Raw genomic sequence first — 18,502 nt, forward strand, 5'->3', positions numbered from 1 at the left:
GCATGTCGGGCGTCATCCTGTACCTGTCCTCTTCGCGGCCGGGAAACGGCCCCTTGCGTGATCCGTGCTGGCGGTACGCCGCCCGATCTTCGGCCGGGTGGCGCCAAGCCGGACGGTAGAGGTCGGACCTTACCAAACGTATAACACCGCAGGCCCAGACGACCACACCCCGGAATGGCCGCCTGTCAGGCCATCGGTTGCACGGCAATGGGCGGCACGACGGGTGTCACAGCAGGCGCAGAATCGCCTCGGCCGCGCGGCGTGTCCCGGGATTGGCCTGCATCCGGCCCGAGATCGCGGCCAGACGCGTGCGCATCGCCTCATCGTCCAGCAGGCGCAGGATCGCGGTGCGCAGCGTCTCGCCGTTCCAGTCGGCGCGCCCGATCCGCATCCCCGTGCCGGTCGCTTCGGCGCGCTGCGCATTGTCGTGACCGTCCCAGCAATAGGGCATCACCAATGATGGCACCCCGTGATACAGCGCCTCGCAGAACGAATTGTTGCCGCCGTGATGGATGAACAGCGCGCTCTGCTCGACGACCGAGGGCTGGGGAAACCAATCGCCCAGATACACGTTGTCGGGCACATGATCATAGGCATCCAGAAAGCCGCCGACATTAACGACAAAGCGCGCGGGCAGGGTGGCGAAGACCGCGATCATCCGGGTGATCAGCGCGGTGTCGATGGCCCCCAGGCTGCCAAAGCCCAGGTACACCATCGGCCCCTCGGCCACCGGCAGACGCGGCAGGTCAAAGCGGCTCTCGGTGCGCACGCAGCCATCCAGATAGGCAAACCGATCCGCGGGCAGGGGGCGGGCGCGCTCATAGCGCACCGCTTCGGGCGACAGCAGCAGCGTCAGGTCGCCGTTTTCCAGAAAGATACCCTGTGGTAGCGGGGCGATCCCCTGCGCGCGGCGAAAGTCGTTGTAGCGGCGGTGCGCGGCGCGGGTGGCGCGGGCATACGCCTTTTCGAACCCTGCGCGCGCCGGATCATCGGCCGCCAGACCCGACAGGTACGGCGGCACGTGGGCATCCGGCAGCTCGGTCTCGGCGCAGGACACGATGCGCACCCAGGGGCACCCGGCCCGTGCGATGGCGGGGAACATGATCACGTTGTCCAGCACGATGGCGTCCGGGCGGATCTGGTCCAGCAGCGCGGCCAGCCCGGCCTCGGCGTCGATGGCGGTGTCGACGATCGCCTCCCATGTCGGGGCGACATAGGTGTCCAGCTGCGCCTGCGCATCAAGGTTGAAATGCGGCATATGGGTGTTGATGAACGCCTGCCAGTAATCGGCGCTGGCCTGCGCGCTGCCGCCGGGCGGTTCCGGCAGGTGGTATTCCTTGAACCCGTAGTCCGCAAAGACGCCGGTAAAGCCGGGATGGCAGACGAACACCGGCTCTGCCCCCATCCTCGCCAGCTCCTGTGCGATCCCGACACAATTCAGCGCGGCGCCGAAACTGGCCTCGGGGAAAAAGGCGATCACGGGGGCTTCATTGCGCCCCCTCATGCGTTCGGCCCCCGCATCAGCGGCACGATACCCCGGTTCGCGGCATCGGGGCGGCGAATCCGCGACCGGCGCAGGTGCAGTGTCATCAGATCGGCGGCCACGTCGAATTGCAGCTTTTCCAGGCTGTCGAGGATATCCATATGCTCCTCCAGCGACTGTCGCAGACGGAAATCGGGGATCGAGATATCCTTTTGCGTCGCCCGCCGCAGCCGGTGATGCGCCAGCAAGGCCCCGCGCGCAAATCGGTTGCCGGAACATTCCGCGATAAAGCCGTGGAATTCGGTGTCGATCCGCATGAAACTGGCCGACCCGATGCGCCCCTGCCGCGTCTGCAAATGCGCCTGCATCTGCGCGCGCAGCAATCCGGCCTTCTTTGACTCCAGCGCAAATCCGGGTGCCGTGATTGCCTGAGGTTCCAGGATCAGGCGAAACTGAAGGCTTTCCTCGATGCTGCGCGGGGTGTCCAGAATCGGTTGGAACGCCCAGGACCGGCCGGGCAATTGCGTCACGATTCCGTCCCGGGCCAGTATTTTTAGCGCATTTAGAACAGTATTGCGTGACCTGCCATATCTTCGCACAAGGGCGCTGACCGATTGCACATCGCTGATGCGGCGCGCGGCACGATCCGACAGGATGCGCGTTGCCAGCGAATCCTCCATCTCCTCCAGTAGCTGCGCGGCTTCGGTCAGCCCGTCTTGTGGCCCGGTCTCAAGAAAGTATCCCTCTTCCTCGCGCCAGGACAGTATTTCGTTTTCTTCCAGTATCTTGAAGGCTGCACGCATGGGGGTGCGGGAAACGCCGCAGGCTTCGGAATAGACCTGCTCGGGCAGGTGCTCGCCGCTTTGAAGGCCGCGTTCCAGCGCGATGCCAATCACCTGCTTGGCCAGGGCCAGGTGGTTCTGGCGCGCGTTTCTGCGAGGCTCGGCCATGAAATCTGTCCTGTGGGGCGCTGTCGCTGGCATCTGGCGGCGCCTGGCGCCAAAGGACAGCGAATACAAGTTGACGTATTTTTCACGTCAACAATACTGACAATCATGACGGTCATCAAGAACCGCAGCTGAAAAGCATCACAAAAAGATCCCCCGCCAACCGGGGTGCATCCAACAGAGCCAACAGGAGGACATTCATGTTCCGCACACCTCTCACCGGTCTTGCGCTGATCGCCGCGCTGACCAGCGCCGCCAGTGCCGACGACCTCGTCATTTCCAACTGGGATGGCTACATGGCCCCCGACGCCATCGACGCCTTCAACACCGACACCGACAATACCGCCGAACTCGTGCTGCACGGCACGAACGAGGAGATCATGGGCAAGCTGATTGCCTCAAAGGGCGCGGGCTACGACGTGGTTTTCGTCTCCTCTCCCTTTGCCGAGGTGCTGAACAAGCTCGGCATCGCGGAAACGCTGGATCATGCCAAGCTGCCCAATATCGCCAACCTCTATCCGGCTGCGAACGAACTCAAGCACGATCCGGGCAACGCCTTCTCCGTGCCCTACGCCTGGGGCACCACCGGGCTGTGCTACCGCGCCGATCTCATCGACGAGACGCCCGACAGCTGGTGGGATCTGCTGACCCCGCCGGATGATCTCAAGGACAAGGTGACGATGCTGGCGACCGACCGCTGGCTGCTGGCCGCGGCGCAGCTGGCCAATGGCTATTCCGTCAACACGACTGACGAGGCCGAGCTGGCCAAGGTCAAGGAAGACCTGATTTCGGCCAAGCAGACGCTGCTGGCCTACGACGACACCACCTTCTACGCCAAGCTGGTCTCGGGCGAGGCGGACCTGGTGCAGGCATGGGACGGCTGGTGCAACTACGGCATCGCGGAAAACGCCGACATCAAGTACGTGATCCCGGCCGAGGGCTCCGACCTGTGGGTCGACACCATGGTGATCATCAAGGGCAGCGAGCACAAGGACGCCGCCTATGCCTTCGTCAACTGGATGCTGGACGCCGAACACCACCGCTGGGCGGCGGAAAACATCCTCTACAAGGTGCCGAACAAGGCCGCGATGGAGGGTCTTGACCCGTCGCTGATCGCGACCTTCCCGAACATGGGGATCACCCCCGAGGACCTGCTGGGCTACGAACAGCTGCTCGACGTGGGCGAGGCACAGCGCGCCTATTCGCGCATCGTGTCCGAAATCAAGGCCGCCGACTGAGGCCTCCCTCCCCTGGCTCTTTGCCGCTCCGCCATGCGCGGGGCGGCGCAAAGGTGCATTGATGCGTGACCGCAGACCCCTCTACCTGATGACGCCCGCGCTGGGCTGGCTCACGGCCTTCATGGTGGTGCCCTGCCTGTTGATCCTCGGCCTCGCCTTCTTTCGGCGCGGGCTTTACGGCGGCATCGAATACACCCTGACCTGGGAAAACATCCGCCTGGTGTTCGACCCGCTCTATGCCGGCATCTTTCTGAAATCGGCCTGGATTGCCGGGCTGTCGGCGCTGATCGCGGTGGTGCTGGGCTATGCCGCCGCCTATGCCATCGCCGCCATGCCCCGCCGCCACCAGCCCCTGCTGCTGTTCTTTGCCGTGCTGCCGTTCTGGTCGAACTACCTGGTGCGCACCTATGCCTGGATCGTGCTGCTGAACCGCGAAGGGCTGATCGTCCACCTTGCCCGGCTTTTGGGGTTTGAGGGAGAGCTGCCCAGCATGCTCTATACCGAAACCGCCGTCGTCGTCGGCCTGGTCTACAATTACCTGCCCTTCGTGATCCTCGCCTGCTACGCGCCCCTGTCGCGCCTCAACCCCGAGGTGTCCGAGGCCTCGCGCGATCTGGGGGCGGGCGGCTGGACCACCTTTCGCCGCGTCGTGCTGCCGATGACCGTGCCCGGCATCGCCACCGGGTTCACCTTCGTCTTCGTGCTGTCCATCGGCAATTTCGTCACCCCGGCGCTGCTGGGCGGCGGACAGTTCCAGATGATCGGCAACCTGGTCTATGCGCAGTTCCTGACGGCGAATGACTGGCCCTTTGGCGCGGCGCTGTCGATCTTCCTGATCGCCATCATGATGGGCCTGCTGACGCTCCAGACCTTCGCGTCGGAAAAGGCCTCCGGTGGCCGCAATGCGTAACGCCCCGCTGCCCCTGATGCTGGCCATCCTCGCCGCTGTCTTCGCTTTCCTCTACCTGCCGATCTCTGTCCTTGTCGCGCTGTCGTTCAACGACGGCGGCCTGCCGACCGCTTGGACCGGCTTTTCGACCCGCTGGTACGCAGAGCTGTTCAGCAACGCCGACATCATCGGCGCGGCGCTCAACACCCTGATCGTCGCTGTCGTCTCGACGATCCTCGCCACGCTGTTCGGCACCCTGCTGGCCGTCGGGGTCGAGATCCGCCGCCGCAAGGGGCGTTTTCTTGAGACGATCATTTTCGCCCCGATGATCATCCCCGACATCGTGCTGGCCATCGCGCTGCTGTCGTTCTTCTCGCTGCTCGGCGTGACCATGGGGCTGCACACGATCATCCTGGCGCATGTCGTCTTCAACCTCGCCTTCGTCTGCTCCGTCGTGCGGGCCCGGCTGAAAACCTTCGACTGGTCGATTGTCGAGGCTTCGACCGACCTCGGCGCGCCGACCCTGACCACCCTGCGCCGCGTCATCCTGCCGGTCCTCAGCCCCGCCATCGTCGCCGGCGCGCTGCTGGCCTTTACCCTGTCGGTCGATGAATTCGTCATCGCCTTCTTTACCGCCGGGGCCGGGCGGGCCTCGACCACGCTGCCGATGCAGATCTTTGCCATGATCCGGTTCGGCGTGACCCCGGAAATCAACGCGCTTGCGACCATCGTGATGGGCATCTCGGTGCTTGCCCTCACCCTGTCGCAACGCCTCAACCGCGGTGGACTACCCGGCCAATGACCCTGCTTTCCCTCCAGAACCTGCAAAAAGACTTCGGCAAGATGCGCGCCGTCGATGACGTGTCCCTCGATATTGCCGGGAATGAATTCTTCGCCCTGCTCGGCGCGTCAGGCTCGGGCAAGACCACCCTTCTGCGGATGCTTGCGGGGTTTGAACTGCCCAGCGCCGGCCGGATCCTGCTGGATGGCCGCGACATCGCCCAGATCCCGCCGAACAAGCGCCCGGTCAACCTGATGTTTCAAAGCTACGCGTTGTTCCCGCACATGTCCGTCGCCAAGAACATCGCCTACGGGCTTGAGATGGAGCATCTGCCGCGCGCCGAAATCAGATCCCGCGTCGGGGACATTCTGGAAACCATCCAGCTCTCCGCCCTCGCCAACCGCAAGCCTGACCAACTGTCGGGCGGTCAGCGCCAGCGCGTTGCCCTGGCCCGCGCGCTGGTCAAACGCCCGCGTCTGCTGCTGCTCGATGAACCCCTCGGTGCGCTCGACAAGAAACTGCGCGGCGACATGCAGCTGGAACTGAAACGCATTCAGGCCGATTTCGGCATCACCTTCATCGTCGTCACCCACGATCAGGAAGAGGCGCTGGTCATGGCCGACCGCATCGCCATCCTGAAAGACGGTGCGCTGCTTCAGGTCGGCACCCCGCACGACATCTACGAACACCCCACCAGCCGCTTTGCCGCCGACTTCATCGGCGTGATGAACTTCTTTCCCGTTCACAGCGACGGCACCATCCTGCGCGCCGACGACGGTACGCAGATTGCCGCCCCGATCCCGCCGGGTCTGACGGGGGCGGCGATTGCCGCGATCCGCCCCGAACGCCTGCACCTCGATGGCTATGCCAGTGAAAATGCCCTGACGGCCCGGGTCACCGCGCTGGCCTATCACGGGCTGGATCTGCAACTGCACGTCGAAACCCCGCTGTCGCCGCGCCCCGTCATCCTGCGCCTGACCGCCGATCAGGCCGAATCCCGCGCGCCAAGGCCCGGCGATACCGTCACCCTCGGCTGGTCTGCCCGCGACACCCGCGTCTTTCCCGCCTGACCCGTCCCAAGAAAACGCCCCGCCAGAGGGCCGATCCCACCGCAGAGGAGCCACCATGACCCAGAAAACCTTCGCCTTCTTCCCCGAGGCCGCCTTTGGCCCCGCCCTCAACTCGGTCGGCATCGCGCAGGCGGTCGAACGCATGGGCCACAAGGCCGTCTTCCTGTCCGACCCCGGCTTTGTCGATGTCTACAAGGGCTACGGGTTCGAGGCCCACGCCGTGAACCTTTCCGCCCCCATGCCCCCCGAACAGATGGCAAAGTTCTGGGAGGATTTCATCAACGGCCACATCCCGAACTTCCGCAAGGCCCCCATCGACCAGCTGGACAACTACGTGAAGGAGTGCTGGGAGGCGATCGTGGATTCCGCCAAATGGGCCGAAAAGGACCTGCCCTCGGTCCTCGCCGCGATCAAACCCGACGTGATTTCCGTCGACAACGTGATCCTGTTCCCCGCGATCAAGCAATATGGCGTGCCCTGGGTCCGCATCATCTCCTGCTCGGAGAACGAGATCGAGGATGACGCGATCCCGCCGCACCTCTCGGGCATGTCGGAAACCGACACCGAAGGCCACGCCGCCTTTCGCGCGAAATTCCACGAGGTGATCAAGCCGATCCACGACGATTTCAACGCCTTCCTCGCCACCACCGGCGAAGATCCGTACCCCCTCGGCCAGTTCTTCGAGGCGTCGCCCTTCATGAACCTGCTGCTCTACCCCGAGCAGGTGAAATACCACCGCCCCGAACCGCTGAACCCCGCGCAGTTTCAATACCTTGAAGGCTGCGTGCGTCAGGATGCCCCCTACACGGTGCCGACCTTCAAGGCCAACAACGACGGCCCTCTGCTTTATATCTCCTTCGGTTCGCTAGGGGCAGGGGATACCGACCTGCTGAAACGCCTGATCACCCTGATCGGCACCACCCGCTACCGAGCGCTGGTCAACGTGGGCGACTACAAGGACCAATACGGCGACCTGCCCGACAACGTCATCATCGACAGCTGGTTCCCCCAGCCTTCGGTCATCCCGCAGGTCGATGCGGTCATCCACCACGGCGGCAACAACTCTTTCACCGAATGCCTTTATTTCGGCAAACCCGCGATCATCATGTCCTATGTCTGGGATGGCCACGACAACGCCATGCGCGTGCAGGAAACCGGCCACGGCTTCCGCTCGGACCGGTACGAGTGGACCGACGAGGAGCTGATCGCCAAGATCGAGGCCTGCCTGAGCGATGCCGACATGGCCGCGCGCCTCGCCACCACCTCCGCCCATATGCAATCGCAAAACGGCCAGGAAAAGGCCGCCAAGATCCTCGTGAGCCTGACAGAATGACGCTTTCCTCCTCCGCCCCGCATATCCACGCCGCCAGCACGTACGACGACCTTGTCGACTGGGGCGACCAGCCCGACATGATCGCGGGTCAGTCGCACAACACCGGCCGCCTGCTGTTCAAGGGGCCCAACAACAGCCCCGAAACCGGCATCTGGGTCTGCACCCCCGGCACCTGGCGCCTGTCCATCCCGCGCGACGAATTCTGCCATTTCACCGCCGGGCGCGCCACCTACACAAGCGACGACGGCGAGGTGATCGAGGTCACCCCCGGCACCTGCGTCCTGTTCCCCGCCGGCTGGAGCGGACAGGCGACGATTCACCAGACCATCCGCAACATCTACATGCTGAGCTGACACATATGAAAACCCCCGTCATGACCTCCCCCCTCTCCATCACCGACACCACCGACTGGGGCCTGATCCCCACGATGATCGAGGGCGAGAGCCACACCTCCGGCAAGCTGCTGCACAAGGGGCCGAATGGTGAAAACGAATGCGGCCTCTGGATCTGCACGCCCGGCAAATGGGCCTGCCACGTCACCCGTGACGAATTCTGCCACTTCCTGCAAGGCCGCGCGACCTACGTCCACGAGGATGGCGAGGTGATCGAGATCACGCCCGACACCGCCGCCTTCTTTCCGCAGGACTGGCGCGGCACCTGCACCGTGCATGAGACGGTCAAGAAGGTCTATATGATCAGATGAGCTATTACCGCGCCCCCGGTCTGCACCCCTCCGCAGGCCCCCAGCACCCCGTCATCGACCCGGCCACGCTGGAAACCGTCGGCCAGCGCGTCACGGTGACGCAAACCGAACTCGACGACACGATCACCCGCGTCGACGCCGCACAGGCCCTCTGGAAAAAGGTCGACGCCAAGACCCGCGCCCAGATCCTGCACCGCCTCGCCAACCGCATCGAATCCAGCGATTTCACCGACTGCGCCATCCTGATGAGCCGCGAGATGGGCAAACCCTATCCCGACGCCATAGGCGAGCTGGCGAACGTCGCCCCGGTGTTCCGCTACTACGCCGAAATGGCGCGCGATGACGCGGGCAAGATCGCGGGCACCACGCAGGCGGGATCGCTGCAATACGCCCGCTACGAACCGCTGGGCGTGTCGGTCCACATCATGCCCTTCAACTTTCCGGTGCTGCTGATGTGCTGGACGGTCGCGGCCTCGCTGGCCGCCGGCAACGGCTGCATCATCAAACCGGCCGAGGCGACGACCCTGTCGACCCTCGACTTCTGCCGCGTCTTCGATGACCTTCCCCAAGACCTTGTTGCCTGCCTGCCGGGCGGGGCCGCGACCGGTCAGGCGCTGGTCGAAAGCCCGCGCACCCATGCCGTCGCCTTCACCGGATCGGTCGCCGCAGGCCGCGCGGTTGCCGCCGCCGCCGGGGCCCGGATGAAACCCGCGGTGATCGAGGCGGGCGGTTCGGACCCGATGATCATCACCGCCTCCGCGCCGATCGAGATCGCCGCCGCAGGCGCAGTCACCGGCGCGTTCCACCTCACGGGCCAAGTCTGCACCTCGACCGAACGCCTCTATGTGGTGGACAGCATCCACGATGCCTTCGTGGCCGAATTCAAAACCCAGACCGAGGCCCTGCGCATCGGCAACGGGCTGGAAAAATCCGAAATCGGCCCGCTGGTCAGTGAACCGGCCCGCCAGAAGGTCGAACGCCTTGTCGCGGATGCGCTGGCCAAGGGCGCGACCCTGATCACCGGCGGCACGCGTGGCACCTACGGCCCCGGCTGGTTCTACGCGCCGACCATCCTGACCGGGTGCACCCCCGACATGGATATCCTGCACGAGGAATGCTTCGGCCCCGTCGCCGCCATCTGCCGCGTGCCCGATTTCGACGCCGCGATCGCAGCGGCAAACGACACGCCCTTCGGCCTCGGCGCGGCGATCTTCACCACCGACCTGGCCGAGGCGCACGAGGCGTCAGAGCGGCTCGACTCCGGCATGGTCTGGATCAACAACCCGATGATCGACAACGATGCGCTGCCCTTCGGCGGCTGGAAGGCGTCGGGCATGGGCCGCGAACTGGGGCGGCAGGGCCTCGATGCCTTCCGGCGCTCGAAAATGGTGATCCTCGATCACAGACCGAAACGTCACGACTGGTGGTATCCCTACCCGGACGAATGGTTCCTCGATGCGGGCGGGCGCAAACTGGTGTGATCAACCTCGGCTAACGCGCCAATCGCAAAAAAGTTCACCATGATTCCGCCGCCTCACGCCGCTTTGGACGCTGTGTGAGGCGGCGAGAACGGCAAAACAGCCTCGGATTCCGTGCCGAATTGCCCGATAAATGCGGGAAAAACCCCGCTCGGCGGCCCGCCGCCACCCAATAAAACAACGCTTTCCCCAATAAATCAGCGCGCCGATGCTGCATTGGTGCGCGGTTACTGAAAAGTTGACGGCGAAAAGCCGCCGTTCACCAATTGCGCACTTTGAATTTACCAAGAAATTTCCGATGGTCGGTCAGGGCCGCTCGGGACAGGGGCCTGTTTGCATACCTAGACCTAGAGAGATCGAATGAGCGTGACAAACGCCCGTGCGCCTTGGCTCAAGCTGCCGATGCTCTGCGCACTCCTTCTGACCGCTGCGGCCTGTTCGCAAACCAATTCCTCCCAGACGATGTCTGGCCTGGACCCTGACCGGGAAGCTTTCGCCTTTGCCGAAGTGCAAAGCCTCAAGGCTGCCGGACGCCGCGTCTGGTGCGTGCCCTTCGCGCGCAACGTCAGCGGTATCGACATCTACGGCGATGCCCGCACATGGTGGAGCCAGGCCCGCGGCACATTCGTGCAGGCCCAGACGCCCAAGGTCGGCGCCGTGATGGCCTTCAAGGCGACCGGCTCCATGCCGTTGGGCCATGTCGCCGTCGTTTCCGGCATCAAGTCGAGCCGTGAAATCCTGGTCGACCACGCCAATTGGGAACGCAACGAGATTTCGGTCGCGATGGACGTGATCGACGTGTCGGAAAAGAACGACTGGACCAAGGTGCGCCTTGAAAGCAATCCCAACCAGTTCGGCAGCGTCTATCCCACCCACGGTTTCATCCTGCCCGCCAAGATCACCGAGTGATCGGCCGATCCCGGCCAGGCACCTGACCATGCGCGCGCCCCGGATCCCGCAGGGCCGGGGCGTTTTGCATAGGTTAAGCACGGTCCGTCAACCCGGCCCCGCCGGGACAGGAACCGCTTTGAAAAACCGTTCAGATACCGCTCAGACACCGTCAAGATACCGACGTCGGGATTCGCGGGTTTCCTGAATTAACCGGCGATTTCGGGGGGCTGCACCGACACATGCACCGAAACCCGCACCGTCACGCCGCCCGCTGCGTTAACACCCGCCCATGAAAAGGGCCGCCCCCCATCGCTGGGGAACGGCCCGACCCGTGCGTGGCTTTTGCCTTACGCGGCTTCGAACTTGACCAGTTCCGGCTCGGCCGACCCGATCAGATACCAGACCGTCGCGGCCTGCGCGCCGTTGTTGCGGAACCAGTGCTTGCGCCCGGCGGGGGTCTTGACCAGATCGCGCGGTCCCAGCTCGGTCTCGACGGTTTCGCCGTCCTCTTCCCAACCCACGATCAGCGACCCTTCCAGCACCATGAAGGCATCTTCGACGTCGCGCACAAAGGGTTTCACGCCGACGCGGCTGGGGATGCCCAGCATCTCCTTGCGGCAGGTGTCCGTTTCCACGCCGCCGGGGCCGCAATAGATCTTGCGGGTAAAGCCTGCGGCATCCCAGCGGGTCTCGAGCTCGCTGTGGCGCACGACGTACTTGGCCATCAGCTGTTGCAGGGGGTGGTCGCCGTTTGCGTCGAATTTCAAGGTCTTGCCCGGCTCGGCACCAAAGGCGCGGGCCAGCTCGGGGGCATGTTCCTTGGGGTGATAGTGGTAGACGGGCGGCAGCGGTTTGCCCACGTCGACGCTGATCGACATCACGACCGGCTCGACCCCGTCAACGCGGAACCCGTGGCCGATTTCGCGGGCGTTCAGGATCATGTCCTTGGGGCCAAGGTTCACCTCGACGACCTCGCCATCCTTTTCCCAGCCGACGATCAGCGCGCCGTCGATGATCAGGAAAGACTCCTCGATCTCGTGGCTGTGGCAGGCGGCGTATTTGCCCGGCTCCTTATAGATCAGCGAGACGGTGAAATGGTCGGGTTTCAGCGTGCTGGTGTCGCCGACCTTGGGCGAACCGCCCGCCCCGATATAGCGCATCTGCGCGCGCGCCAGATCGTCATAGCCTTCGTTCGAAGGAAACGCGTGCCAGTCGAAGGTCTTGTCGACAAAGCGCCCCGTATGGGCCTTCAATGCGTCCTTAAGGGTTTTGAACTCAGTATCCTGAACCGTCATGGTGCCATCCTTTTCGATGTTGAGTCTCTGATCCGTCTGATCCAAAACTACCCTGCTTGCGTTTTGCATGGCATGTCGCGTTTTACTGGTAAAACATCCATCCATGAGACATGGTTGGCGCGATGGCCGCGAAAAGGGATCGGAATGACGGAAAACCGTAATGATGACAGGTACCTGGTGCCCGGGCTGATGCGTGGCCTCGGAGTGTTGAAATTGTTCACCCCGGATCGTTCTGCCCTGTCGCTCAGCGATATTGCCGCGGCTTTGGGCATCACCCGGTCCGCCGCCTTCCGCACGGTCTACACCCTGAACGAGGCCGGTTGCCTGCTGCATGACCAGCGCAGCCAGCTCTATTCCCTCGGCCCCGGCGTGCTGCGCCTGACCTACGGCTATGTCGCCACCCGCGAAGTCGTTGAAATCGCTCAGCCTGAACTGGAACGGATGCGCGACCGCATCGGCTGGTCGGCGCATCTGGGCGTGCTGGAGGGGACATCGGTTCTCTATGTGCTGCGGGTGCCGGGGCCGCAGCGCGACACCTCCATCGTGCAGGTCGGCAGCCGCCTGCCGGCCCGTGCCACGACGATGGGCCGCGTCCTGCTTGCGGACCTGTCGGAGGAGGAGCTGGTGGCCCTGTTCCGCTCGGACGGGGCGCGGGGCAAGGGGCCATCTCTGCCCGGCATCGTCAAGCAGGCGGCCGAGGATGCCCACAGCCAGAGCGTTGTTCATACAGGGGATTTCGAGGCCGGCATCGTTTCTGCCGCCGCGCCGCTGCGCGACATGACGGGCCGCGTCATCGCCGCGATCAACGTCACGGCCCCGCAGTCGAGCGAGACTCAGCGCATGGTGTCAGGGGCGTTGCGCGATGATCTGATCGCCACGGCACGGCGCATCTCGACCCTGCTGGGATGGGATGGGGCAGCGGCCTGATCGCCCGGCGGCTCAGATGGCGATATGTCCCATGATCGACGACAGGCGTTCGGCCGCCTGCCGCACCGAGGTGGCGATCAGCGCGCGTTCCTCGGCGGCCTCGTCGAACACGGCCTGCTGCCCGGACACGCTGATCGCGGCAATCGGGGCGCCATTGTGATCGCGCACGACGCCGGCGCACGACCCGATGCCCTGTTCGAAATAGGCCACGGACCAGGCCAGCCCGGCCTCCCGGTCCGCATCCAGCTGCCGTCCCAGGCTGGCCATCGTTGTCGCGGTTTTCTCGGTGATGGCCGAAAAGTTGTAATCGCTCAGCAGGGCTTCGACCTCGGCGCGGGGCATGTTCGACAGGATCATCCGGCCCATCACCGTGGCATGGGCGGGCAGGCGGCTGCCCTCGCGGATATTGCTCACCAGCTGCACGTCCGGCGTTTCGCGCACCAGGACGATCACATCCGTTCCAGAAAGCACGCCCAGATGCGCCGACAGCCCCGTCTGCGCCGCCAGATGGCTCAGCACCGGGCGCGACACCCGGACGATATCGCGACTGGACAACAGGTTGGAGGCCAGCTCCAACACGCCATAAGACAGCGCATAGCCGGTGCCCTTTGGGTCCAGTTCGATCATCTGCTCGCGTTCCAGCGTGTGCAGCAGGCGGATCAGGGTGGTGCGATTGATGCTCAGGTCCGCTGCGGCGCGCGACATGTTCCGGCACCGGTTGCCCGCCGCGATATAGCGCAACAGGTTGAATGCGCGGGTGACAGGCGGCACATCATAGGCGGTCTTTTTTTCGGCTACGTCTTCGATGGGACCGGCTCCACTGTCTGTCGGTTTGTGAACACTCACCAATATTTTGAACATGGGCCGATGCGATGGCAAGGGGCGTGACGCGCAAACGCGTCGGCCGCCCCCAACGGCCGCCAAAGAGTTGCGGGAAAAGCACCCGCCACAACCCACCGGGGGCCTGTGCAAAAGAAAACCCCGACACATCGCTGTGCCGGGGCAGTCGGGGAGGTAACCTCTTGAAATCCTGTGCTTAGGCGGCAACGTCGTCAGCAAAGACGTTCCAGGCCTTGTAGGCATAGACCCAATCCGCGTTCTCCGGCTTTTTCAGCCATTCGTTCGCCAGCGATCCGCGTTGCACACGGGCCGTGCGGTCGCGGCGCGCATTTTCGTACCGGGCCAGCGCGGCGGGCACGCCGTCGACATCCGTATCGGCCAGCGCCAGCGCCAGCACGACGCCGTCCTCGATCGCCATCGTCGCCCCCTGCGCCATGAACGGCACCATGGGATGCGCCGCATCGCCCAGGATGGTGATGTGCCCCTTCGACCAGCAGTCCATAGGTTCGCGCACATGCAGGGCAGACCGCGTGACCTCGGTGCAGCAGTCCAGGATGGCGCGCGCCTCGGGGTGGAAATCGGCATAGATCCCGCGCAGCTCGTCAATGTCGCCGGGCAGGGTCCAGCCCTCTTCCGACCATGCGTCCTGCGGGGTGGTCGCAAAGACAAAGACCTCTTCGCCACGCAGCAGCGGAAAGACGACCAGTTGATGATCCGCCGTCTCGCCCCACCACTTGGTGAAACTGTCGAGGTTGGGAATATCGACAGCGCGTTCGCGCGGGAACACGGCGCGATAGGACACGAGGCCGGTGTATTTCGGATCGTCCTCGCCAAACAGCGTGCGGCGCACCTCGGAGTGGATGCCATCGGCACCGATCACCAGATCAAAGGTTTCTTTACCTCCGTCCGCCAGTGTGACGCTGGCACCTTGGTCAAGATGCTCGACCGCTTCGATGCTGCTGCCCAGACGCAAAACCCCCTCGGGCAGGGCGGTCGACAGGGCGGTGATCAGATCGGCACGGTGGATCGTCAGTTGCGGCGTGTCATAGCGTCCGCCCTGCATTTCAAGGCGGGATGTTTCCTCGCCCGTGTCCCAGGTCCGGCTGATGCGATATTGCGGGCGGGCCGCCGTTTCGCGCAGCGCCGCGCCGATGCCCAGACCGTCAAGGGCATGTACGGCGTTCGGGGTCAGGTTGATGTCCGCACCGATGCGGCCGAACTGGCGGGCGCGTTCAAAGACGGTAACGTCATGCCCCTGTTTCAGCAGGGCAATCGCCGCAACCAAGCCGCCCACGCCGCCGCCGCAGATCCCGATCCTAAGCATGTCATTCTCCGTCTCTTGATCGATATGTTCAATAAAGAACTATATGTTCTATATTGCATCGGGCCGGGAGTCGCAACAATTTTGCGCCTTGTCTCGTGATTGGGGCCTGCCTCGCTGACCTGTCGCGGTAATTTTGCGCACATGGCCCCGGGGGCGGTGATCAGGGGGTGCGGCGTGCACGGCGAACCCGCCGGTATCGCACCATGCGGCGCGTGGTGGTCAGGGCCCGCGCAAGGTCATGCTGGATGACCACCAGCGACGGCACGATCAGCAGCACCACGAAGAACCCCACGCCCAGTCCATAGCACAGCGTCACCACCATCGGTTTCAGGAATTCGGCCTGCGAACTGCGTTCGAACAACAGCGGTGCCAACCCCAGAACCGTCGTCAGCGTGGTCAACAGGACGGGGCGCAGCCGCTCCGAGGTTGCCTCGATCACTGCCGGAATGGTGGCGCGGCGCGGCAGCTTTTCGCCAAAGGCCGACACCAACACAATGGAATCGTTCACGATAATCCCGCTCATCCCGATCAGCCCGACGATGGAAAAGATCGACATCGGCAGGCCTTGCGCATAATGGCCCCAGATCACGCCGGTCACGCCAAAGGGCACGACGGCCATGATGGTCAACGGCTGCGTCCAGCTGCCCAGCACCAGCGCCAGCGTCATGTAGATGCCCAGCAGGCAGATGCCATAGCCGATGGCGGCCTGCCCCAGAAAGTCGGCCTCCTGCGCCGCAAGACCGTCGAGCCGATAGCTCACGCCATAGGTCTGGGCGATGCGGGGCAGCGTGACCTCCTGCACCTCGGTCATGATGTCTTCGGCGCGCGTGGCATCTTCGTCCGCCACCGACCCGGTGACACGGATCAGGTTCAGTCCGGCCTCGCGCCGCAGGCTGGTGACCGCGGGGGTCGCGCCGACATCGACAACCTCGCCCAGCCGCACCCATTCGCCGGTCGGGGCCTCCAGCCGGATCTCGTCCAGGTAGGCCGCCGTGATGCTGCCTTCGGGCAGTTCCACCTCGATGGTCGCGTCACGGCTGCCATCCAGATAGCTCAGCGCGGTGATCCCTGAAATCCGCGCTCGCAGCTCGCTGGCCAGCGACGCCGCCGAAAACCCCAGGGCCCGGCCATAGCCGTTCAGCGTCAGCGCGTGATCAAAGCCCGAAAACGTCAGGTTATCCTCGACCCCTGTCACCTCGGGTACCTGCGCCATCGCGTCCTGCAACGCCAGCGAGGCCGCCTTCAGCCGCTCCAGGTCCTGCCCGTAGAACACCACGTCCAGGCTGTCGCCGCCGGGTCCGAACCGCCCCCCGCGAAACGAAAATGTCTCGAGCGCGTCAGGGCGTTTCAGCTCGGCCTCCAGCGCCTGGATAAAGACGTCCGTTCCATAGGGGCGGCGGTCTTCGTCGACCAGCTCCATGGTGATCGCGGCAATCAGATCGGCATCCTTGTCGTCCGACGTGGCCAGGCCAGGGCCAGAGGATCCACCGATTTCGCTCAGGATAAACACAACCGGATCAGTGCCATACTGCGTCTTCAACTGGGTGCGCACGACGCCTGCGGCGCGGTTCAGCTCCTCCAGCATGGCGACGGTGTCGCTGCGGCTCGACCCGTCACGCATCGCGATATTGGCGCTGATCGTCGGGGTCGAGGGGGCTGAAAAGAACCGCCAGGCCACGTCGCGGTCGGTCACCATCAGGATGGATTGGAACAGCGCCGCCAGCGCCAGCAGCACGACCGCATACCGCAGGCGGATGACCAGCCGCAGCAGCGGCGCGAAGGCCCGCAGCCGCATCCAGTCAAAGCCACGGGTGACCAGCCGGGCAGGGGCTCCGACCCAACTTGCATCCAACCGGTTCAGCCCGTGCGCCATGTGGTGCGGCAACACCAGGAAACACTCCGCCAGAGAGGCCAGCAGCACCGCCGCCACGACCAGCGGAATGGTCGCGATGAAGGCGCCAAAACGCCCGCCGACGAATTCCAGCGACAAAAACGCCACCACGGTCGTCACGGTCGATGCCAGCACCGGCCCCAGCATCCGTATCGCGGCACGTTCGGCGGCGCGGGCACGGGGTTCGCCCAGCGTGCGGTTTCGGTGCTCGGTGTGTTCCGCGATGACGATGGCATCGTCGACGATGATGCCCAGGCACAGGATCAGCGCGAACAGCGAGATCATGTTCAGCGACTGTCCCGAAATCCACATCAGCCCTATTCCGGCTGCCACCGACACCGGAATGCCCGCCGCCACCCAGATCGCGGCCGAGGGAGACAGGAACAGGTACAGCAGCCCCAGCACCAGCAGCAGGCCAAAGACCCCGTTGTCGATCAGCAGCGCCAGGCGGTCACCGATCTCGGCGGCGCGGTTGCGGATCAGGTCGATCTTCAGCCCCTCCGGTGCCGTCGCCAGAAAGCTGTCGGCAACCGCCTTGACGCTCGACTGCAACTTCAGGGCATCGCCCCCGACGCCCCGCTCCACCCCGATCGACACGGCGGGACGCCCCTCCAGGTAATAGGCCCGCCCGCTGCCCGCGGAATCGACCACGATCCGGGCCAGCTGGTCGATCGGCACGGGGCCGGTCGCCGTCTCGATCTCGATCCCGCGGATCGCGTCGGCATCGCGCCTGTCGGTGCCGGCCCGCAATCGCGCCGCCGAATTGTCCAGCTGCCCTGACGCGGTCTGCTGTGCTTCGGTGCCGACCGCGCTGGCCAAGTCGGACAGCGTCAGCCCGTATTCCGCAAGGGCCGCCGGATCCGCGATCAGGGCGATGCGCGGCGCGGTCAGGCCCCGCAGGCTGGCCCGCGTCACCCCGGCCCGTTGCAAGGCGCTTTCAAGCTGCTCGCCCAGGCGCTCCATCTGGCTGCGGTCCAGATCGCCGGACAGAACCACGTCCAGCACCTGATCGCGCCAGGCGCTGCGGCTGATTTCCGGGGTTTCGGCGCCCTCGGGCAGCGATGCGGCGCCCGGCATGGCCGCTTCGACGTCGTTCAGCGCGCGGTCCAGATTCCAACCCGGCTCGAACTCCAGCATGATGCGCGCGCGGCCTTCGCGGGCCACGGCCGACAGCTCGGTCACGCCTTCGACGGCCAACAGCGGCGGGCTGGCGACCGCAATGATGCTCTTGTCGATGTCCTCGGGGGCGGCATCGTCCCATTCGACCGAAACCGAGATGGATTCTATAACGACATCAGGCATGTACTGGGTGCGGATCTGTGTCGCGGCATACAGGCCAAAGGCCAGTATGCCCATCAGCAGCAGGTTGGCCGCAGTGCCGTGCCGGGTGAAGAACCGCAGGATGCCCATGG

16 protein-coding genes are annotated in these 18,502 nt (G+C 64.6%); 10 read left to right on the plus strand and 6 right to left on the minus strand.

Annotation, left to right across the window (positions count from 1 at the left end; all coding sequences use genetic code 11):
• Positions 1-226: 226 nt before the first annotated feature.
• Together DL237_RS03970 and DL237_RS03975 are read right to left on the minus strand one after the other, a co-directional pair.
• The gene (locus DL237_RS03970) at positions 227-1,504 is read right to left on the minus strand and encodes a nucleotide disphospho-sugar-binding domain-containing protein (RefSeq protein WP_119397750.1); all 1,278 of its coding nucleotides are present in this window, start codon (positions 1,502-1,504) and stop codon (positions 227-229) included.
• A complete protein-coding gene (locus DL237_RS03975) occupies positions 1,501-2,433 on the minus strand; it encodes a GntR family transcriptional regulator (protein ID WP_119397751.1) in 933 nt (310 codons plus the stop codon). Before DL237_RS03975 ends, DL237_RS03970 begins: the two co-directional genes overlap by 4 nt.
• A gap of 197 nt (positions 2,434-2,630) precedes the next feature.
• Here DL237_RS03975 and DL237_RS03980 point away from each other — a divergent pair, with 197 nt between their 5' ends.
• From DL237_RS03980 to DL237_RS04020, 9 genes are all read left to right on the plus strand, one after another.
• Complete coding sequence (locus tag DL237_RS03980) at positions 2,631-3,668, plus strand: polyamine ABC transporter substrate-binding protein (protein ID WP_119397752.1); 1,038 nt, start codon at positions 2,631-2,633, stop codon at positions 3,666-3,668.
• A gap of 61 nt (positions 3,669-3,729) precedes the next feature.
• On the plus strand, positions 3,730-4,578 hold the full coding sequence (locus DL237_RS03985) for an ABC transporter permease (protein ID WP_233544856.1): 849 nt from the start codon (positions 3,730-3,732) through the stop codon (positions 4,576-4,578).
• Positions 4,571-5,359: an ABC transporter permease gene (locus DL237_RS03990; protein ID WP_119397753.1), complete on the plus strand. Its 789-nt coding sequence runs from the start codon at positions 4,571-4,573 to the stop codon at positions 5,357-5,359. Before DL237_RS03985 ends, DL237_RS03990 begins: the two co-directional genes overlap by 8 nt.
• The gene (locus tag DL237_RS03995) at positions 5,356-6,408 is read left to right on the plus strand and encodes an ABC transporter ATP-binding protein (protein ID WP_119397754.1); all 1,053 of its coding nucleotides are present in this window, start codon (positions 5,356-5,358) and stop codon (positions 6,406-6,408) included. The genes DL237_RS03990 and DL237_RS03995 overlap by 4 nt, the downstream gene beginning before the upstream one ends.
• A 55-nt stretch (positions 6,409-6,463) precedes the next feature.
• On the plus strand, positions 6,464-7,741 hold the full coding sequence (locus tag DL237_RS04000; protein WP_119397755.1) for a nucleotide disphospho-sugar-binding domain-containing protein: 1,278 nt from the start codon (positions 6,464-6,466) through the stop codon (positions 7,739-7,741).
• Positions 7,738-8,094, plus strand: coding sequence for a cupin domain-containing protein (locus DL237_RS04005; protein ID WP_119397756.1), 357 nt, complete (start codon positions 7,738-7,740; stop codon positions 8,092-8,094). Before DL237_RS04000 ends, DL237_RS04005 begins: the two co-directional genes overlap by 4 nt.
• A 5-nt stretch (positions 8,095-8,099) precedes the next feature.
• Complete coding sequence (locus DL237_RS04010) at positions 8,100-8,444, plus strand: cupin domain-containing protein (protein ID WP_119397757.1); 345 nt, start codon at positions 8,100-8,102, stop codon at positions 8,442-8,444.
• A complete protein-coding gene (locus DL237_RS04015) occupies positions 8,441-9,925 on the plus strand; it encodes an aldehyde dehydrogenase family protein (protein ID WP_119397758.1) in 1,485 nt (494 codons plus the stop codon). Before DL237_RS04010 ends, DL237_RS04015 begins: the two co-directional genes overlap by 4 nt.
• A 357-nt stretch (positions 9,926-10,282) precedes the next feature.
• A complete protein-coding gene (locus DL237_RS04020; protein ID WP_119397759.1) occupies positions 10,283-10,831 on the plus strand; it encodes a CHAP domain-containing protein in 549 nt (182 codons plus the stop codon).
• A gap of 329 nt (positions 10,832-11,160) precedes the next feature.
• Here the strand turns inward: DL237_RS04020 and DL237_RS04025 are convergent, their stop codons facing one another.
• Positions 11,161-12,108, minus strand: coding sequence for a cupin domain-containing protein (locus DL237_RS04025; protein ID WP_119397955.1), 948 nt, complete (start codon positions 12,106-12,108; stop codon positions 11,161-11,163).
• 144 nt (positions 12,109-12,252) lie between these two features.
• Between DL237_RS04025 and DL237_RS04030 the strand changes: the two genes are divergently transcribed.
• Positions 12,253-13,035: an IclR family transcriptional regulator gene (locus DL237_RS04030; protein WP_119397760.1), complete on the plus strand. Its 783-nt coding sequence runs from the start codon at positions 12,253-12,255 to the stop codon at positions 13,033-13,035.
• A gap of 12 nt (positions 13,036-13,047) precedes the next feature.
• On the opposite strand, the gene DL237_RS04035 is transcribed toward DL237_RS04030, so the two are convergent.
• The 3 genes from DL237_RS04035 to DL237_RS04045 all read right to left on the minus strand — a co-directional run bounded on the left by DL237_RS04035 (position 13,048) and on the right by DL237_RS04045 (position 18,500).
• Positions 13,048-13,896, minus strand: a complete 849-nt coding sequence (locus DL237_RS04035; RefSeq protein ID WP_119397761.1) for an IclR family transcriptional regulator — start codon at positions 13,894-13,896, stop codon at positions 13,048-13,050.
• 175 nt (positions 13,897-14,071) lie between these two features.
• Positions 14,072-15,199, minus strand: coding sequence for an FAD-dependent monooxygenase (locus tag DL237_RS04040; RefSeq protein WP_119397762.1), 1,128 nt, complete (start codon positions 15,197-15,199; stop codon positions 14,072-14,074).
• Between the two features lie 160 nt (positions 15,200-15,359).
• Positions 15,360-18,500 carry an efflux RND transporter permease subunit gene (locus DL237_RS04045; protein ID WP_119397763.1) on the minus strand — a complete coding sequence of 1,047 codons (3,141 nt, stop codon included), beginning with the start codon at positions 18,498-18,500 and terminating at the stop codon, positions 15,360-15,362.
• Positions 18,501-18,502 lie beyond the last annotated feature (2 nt).

Origin of the sequence: Pseudooceanicola sediminis, from assembly GCF_003575965.1 — a bacterium.
Classification (GTDB): domain Bacteria; phylum Pseudomonadota; class Alphaproteobacteria; order Rhodobacterales; family Rhodobacteraceae; genus Pseudooceanicola; species Pseudooceanicola sediminis.

Excerpts from the sequence above, each read along its gene's own strand:
- DL237_RS04025 (WP_119397955.1), bottom strand. The coding sequence starts at position 12,108 with ATGACGGTTCAGGATACTGAGTTCAAAACCCTTAAGGACGCATTGAAG.
- DL237_RS03985 (WP_233544856.1), top strand. The coding sequence starts at position 3,730 with ATGCGTGACCGCAGACCCCTCTACCTGATGACGCCCGCGCTGGGCTGG.
- DL237_RS04010 (WP_119397757.1), top strand. The coding sequence starts at position 8,100 with ATGAAAACCCCCGTCATGACCTCCCCCCTCTCCATCACCGACACCACC.
- DL237_RS04000 (WP_119397755.1), top strand. The coding sequence starts at position 6,464 with ATGACCCAGAAAACCTTCGCCTTCTTCCCCGAGGCCGCCTTTGGCCCC.
- DL237_RS04030 (WP_119397760.1), top strand. The coding sequence starts at position 12,253 with ATGACGGAAAACCGTAATGATGACAGGTACCTGGTGCCCGGGCTGATG.
- DL237_RS04045 (WP_119397763.1), bottom strand. The coding sequence starts at position 18,500 with ATGGGCATCCTGCGGTTCTTCACCCGGCACGGCACTGCGGCCAACCTG.
- DL237_RS03970 (WP_119397750.1), bottom strand. The coding sequence starts at position 1,504 with ATGAGGGGGCGCAATGAAGCCCCCGTGATCGCCTTTTTCCCCGAGGCC.
- DL237_RS03975 (WP_119397751.1), bottom strand. The coding sequence starts at position 2,433 with ATGGCCGAGCCTCGCAGAAACGCGCGCCAGAACCACCTGGCCCTGGCC.
- DL237_RS04035 (WP_119397761.1), bottom strand. The coding sequence starts at position 13,896 with ATGTTCAAAATATTGGTGAGTGTTCACAAACCGACAGACAGTGGAGCC.
- DL237_RS04015 (WP_119397758.1), top strand. The coding sequence starts at position 8,441 with ATGAGCTATTACCGCGCCCCCGGTCTGCACCCCTCCGCAGGCCCCCAG.
- DL237_RS04005 (WP_119397756.1), top strand. The coding sequence starts at position 7,738 with ATGACGCTTTCCTCCTCCGCCCCGCATATCCACGCCGCCAGCACGTAC.
- DL237_RS03980 (WP_119397752.1), top strand. The coding sequence starts at position 2,631 with ATGTTCCGCACACCTCTCACCGGTCTTGCGCTGATCGCCGCGCTGACC.
- DL237_RS03995 (WP_119397754.1), top strand. The coding sequence starts at position 5,356 with ATGACCCTGCTTTCCCTCCAGAACCTGCAAAAAGACTTCGGCAAGATG.
- DL237_RS04040 (WP_119397762.1), bottom strand. The coding sequence starts at position 15,199 with ATGCTTAGGATCGGGATCTGCGGCGGCGGCGTGGGCGGCTTGGTTGCG.
- DL237_RS04020 (WP_119397759.1), top strand. The coding sequence starts at position 10,283 with ATGAGCGTGACAAACGCCCGTGCGCCTTGGCTCAAGCTGCCGATGCTC.
- DL237_RS03990 (WP_119397753.1), top strand. The coding sequence starts at position 4,571 with ATGCGTAACGCCCCGCTGCCCCTGATGCTGGCCATCCTCGCCGCTGTC.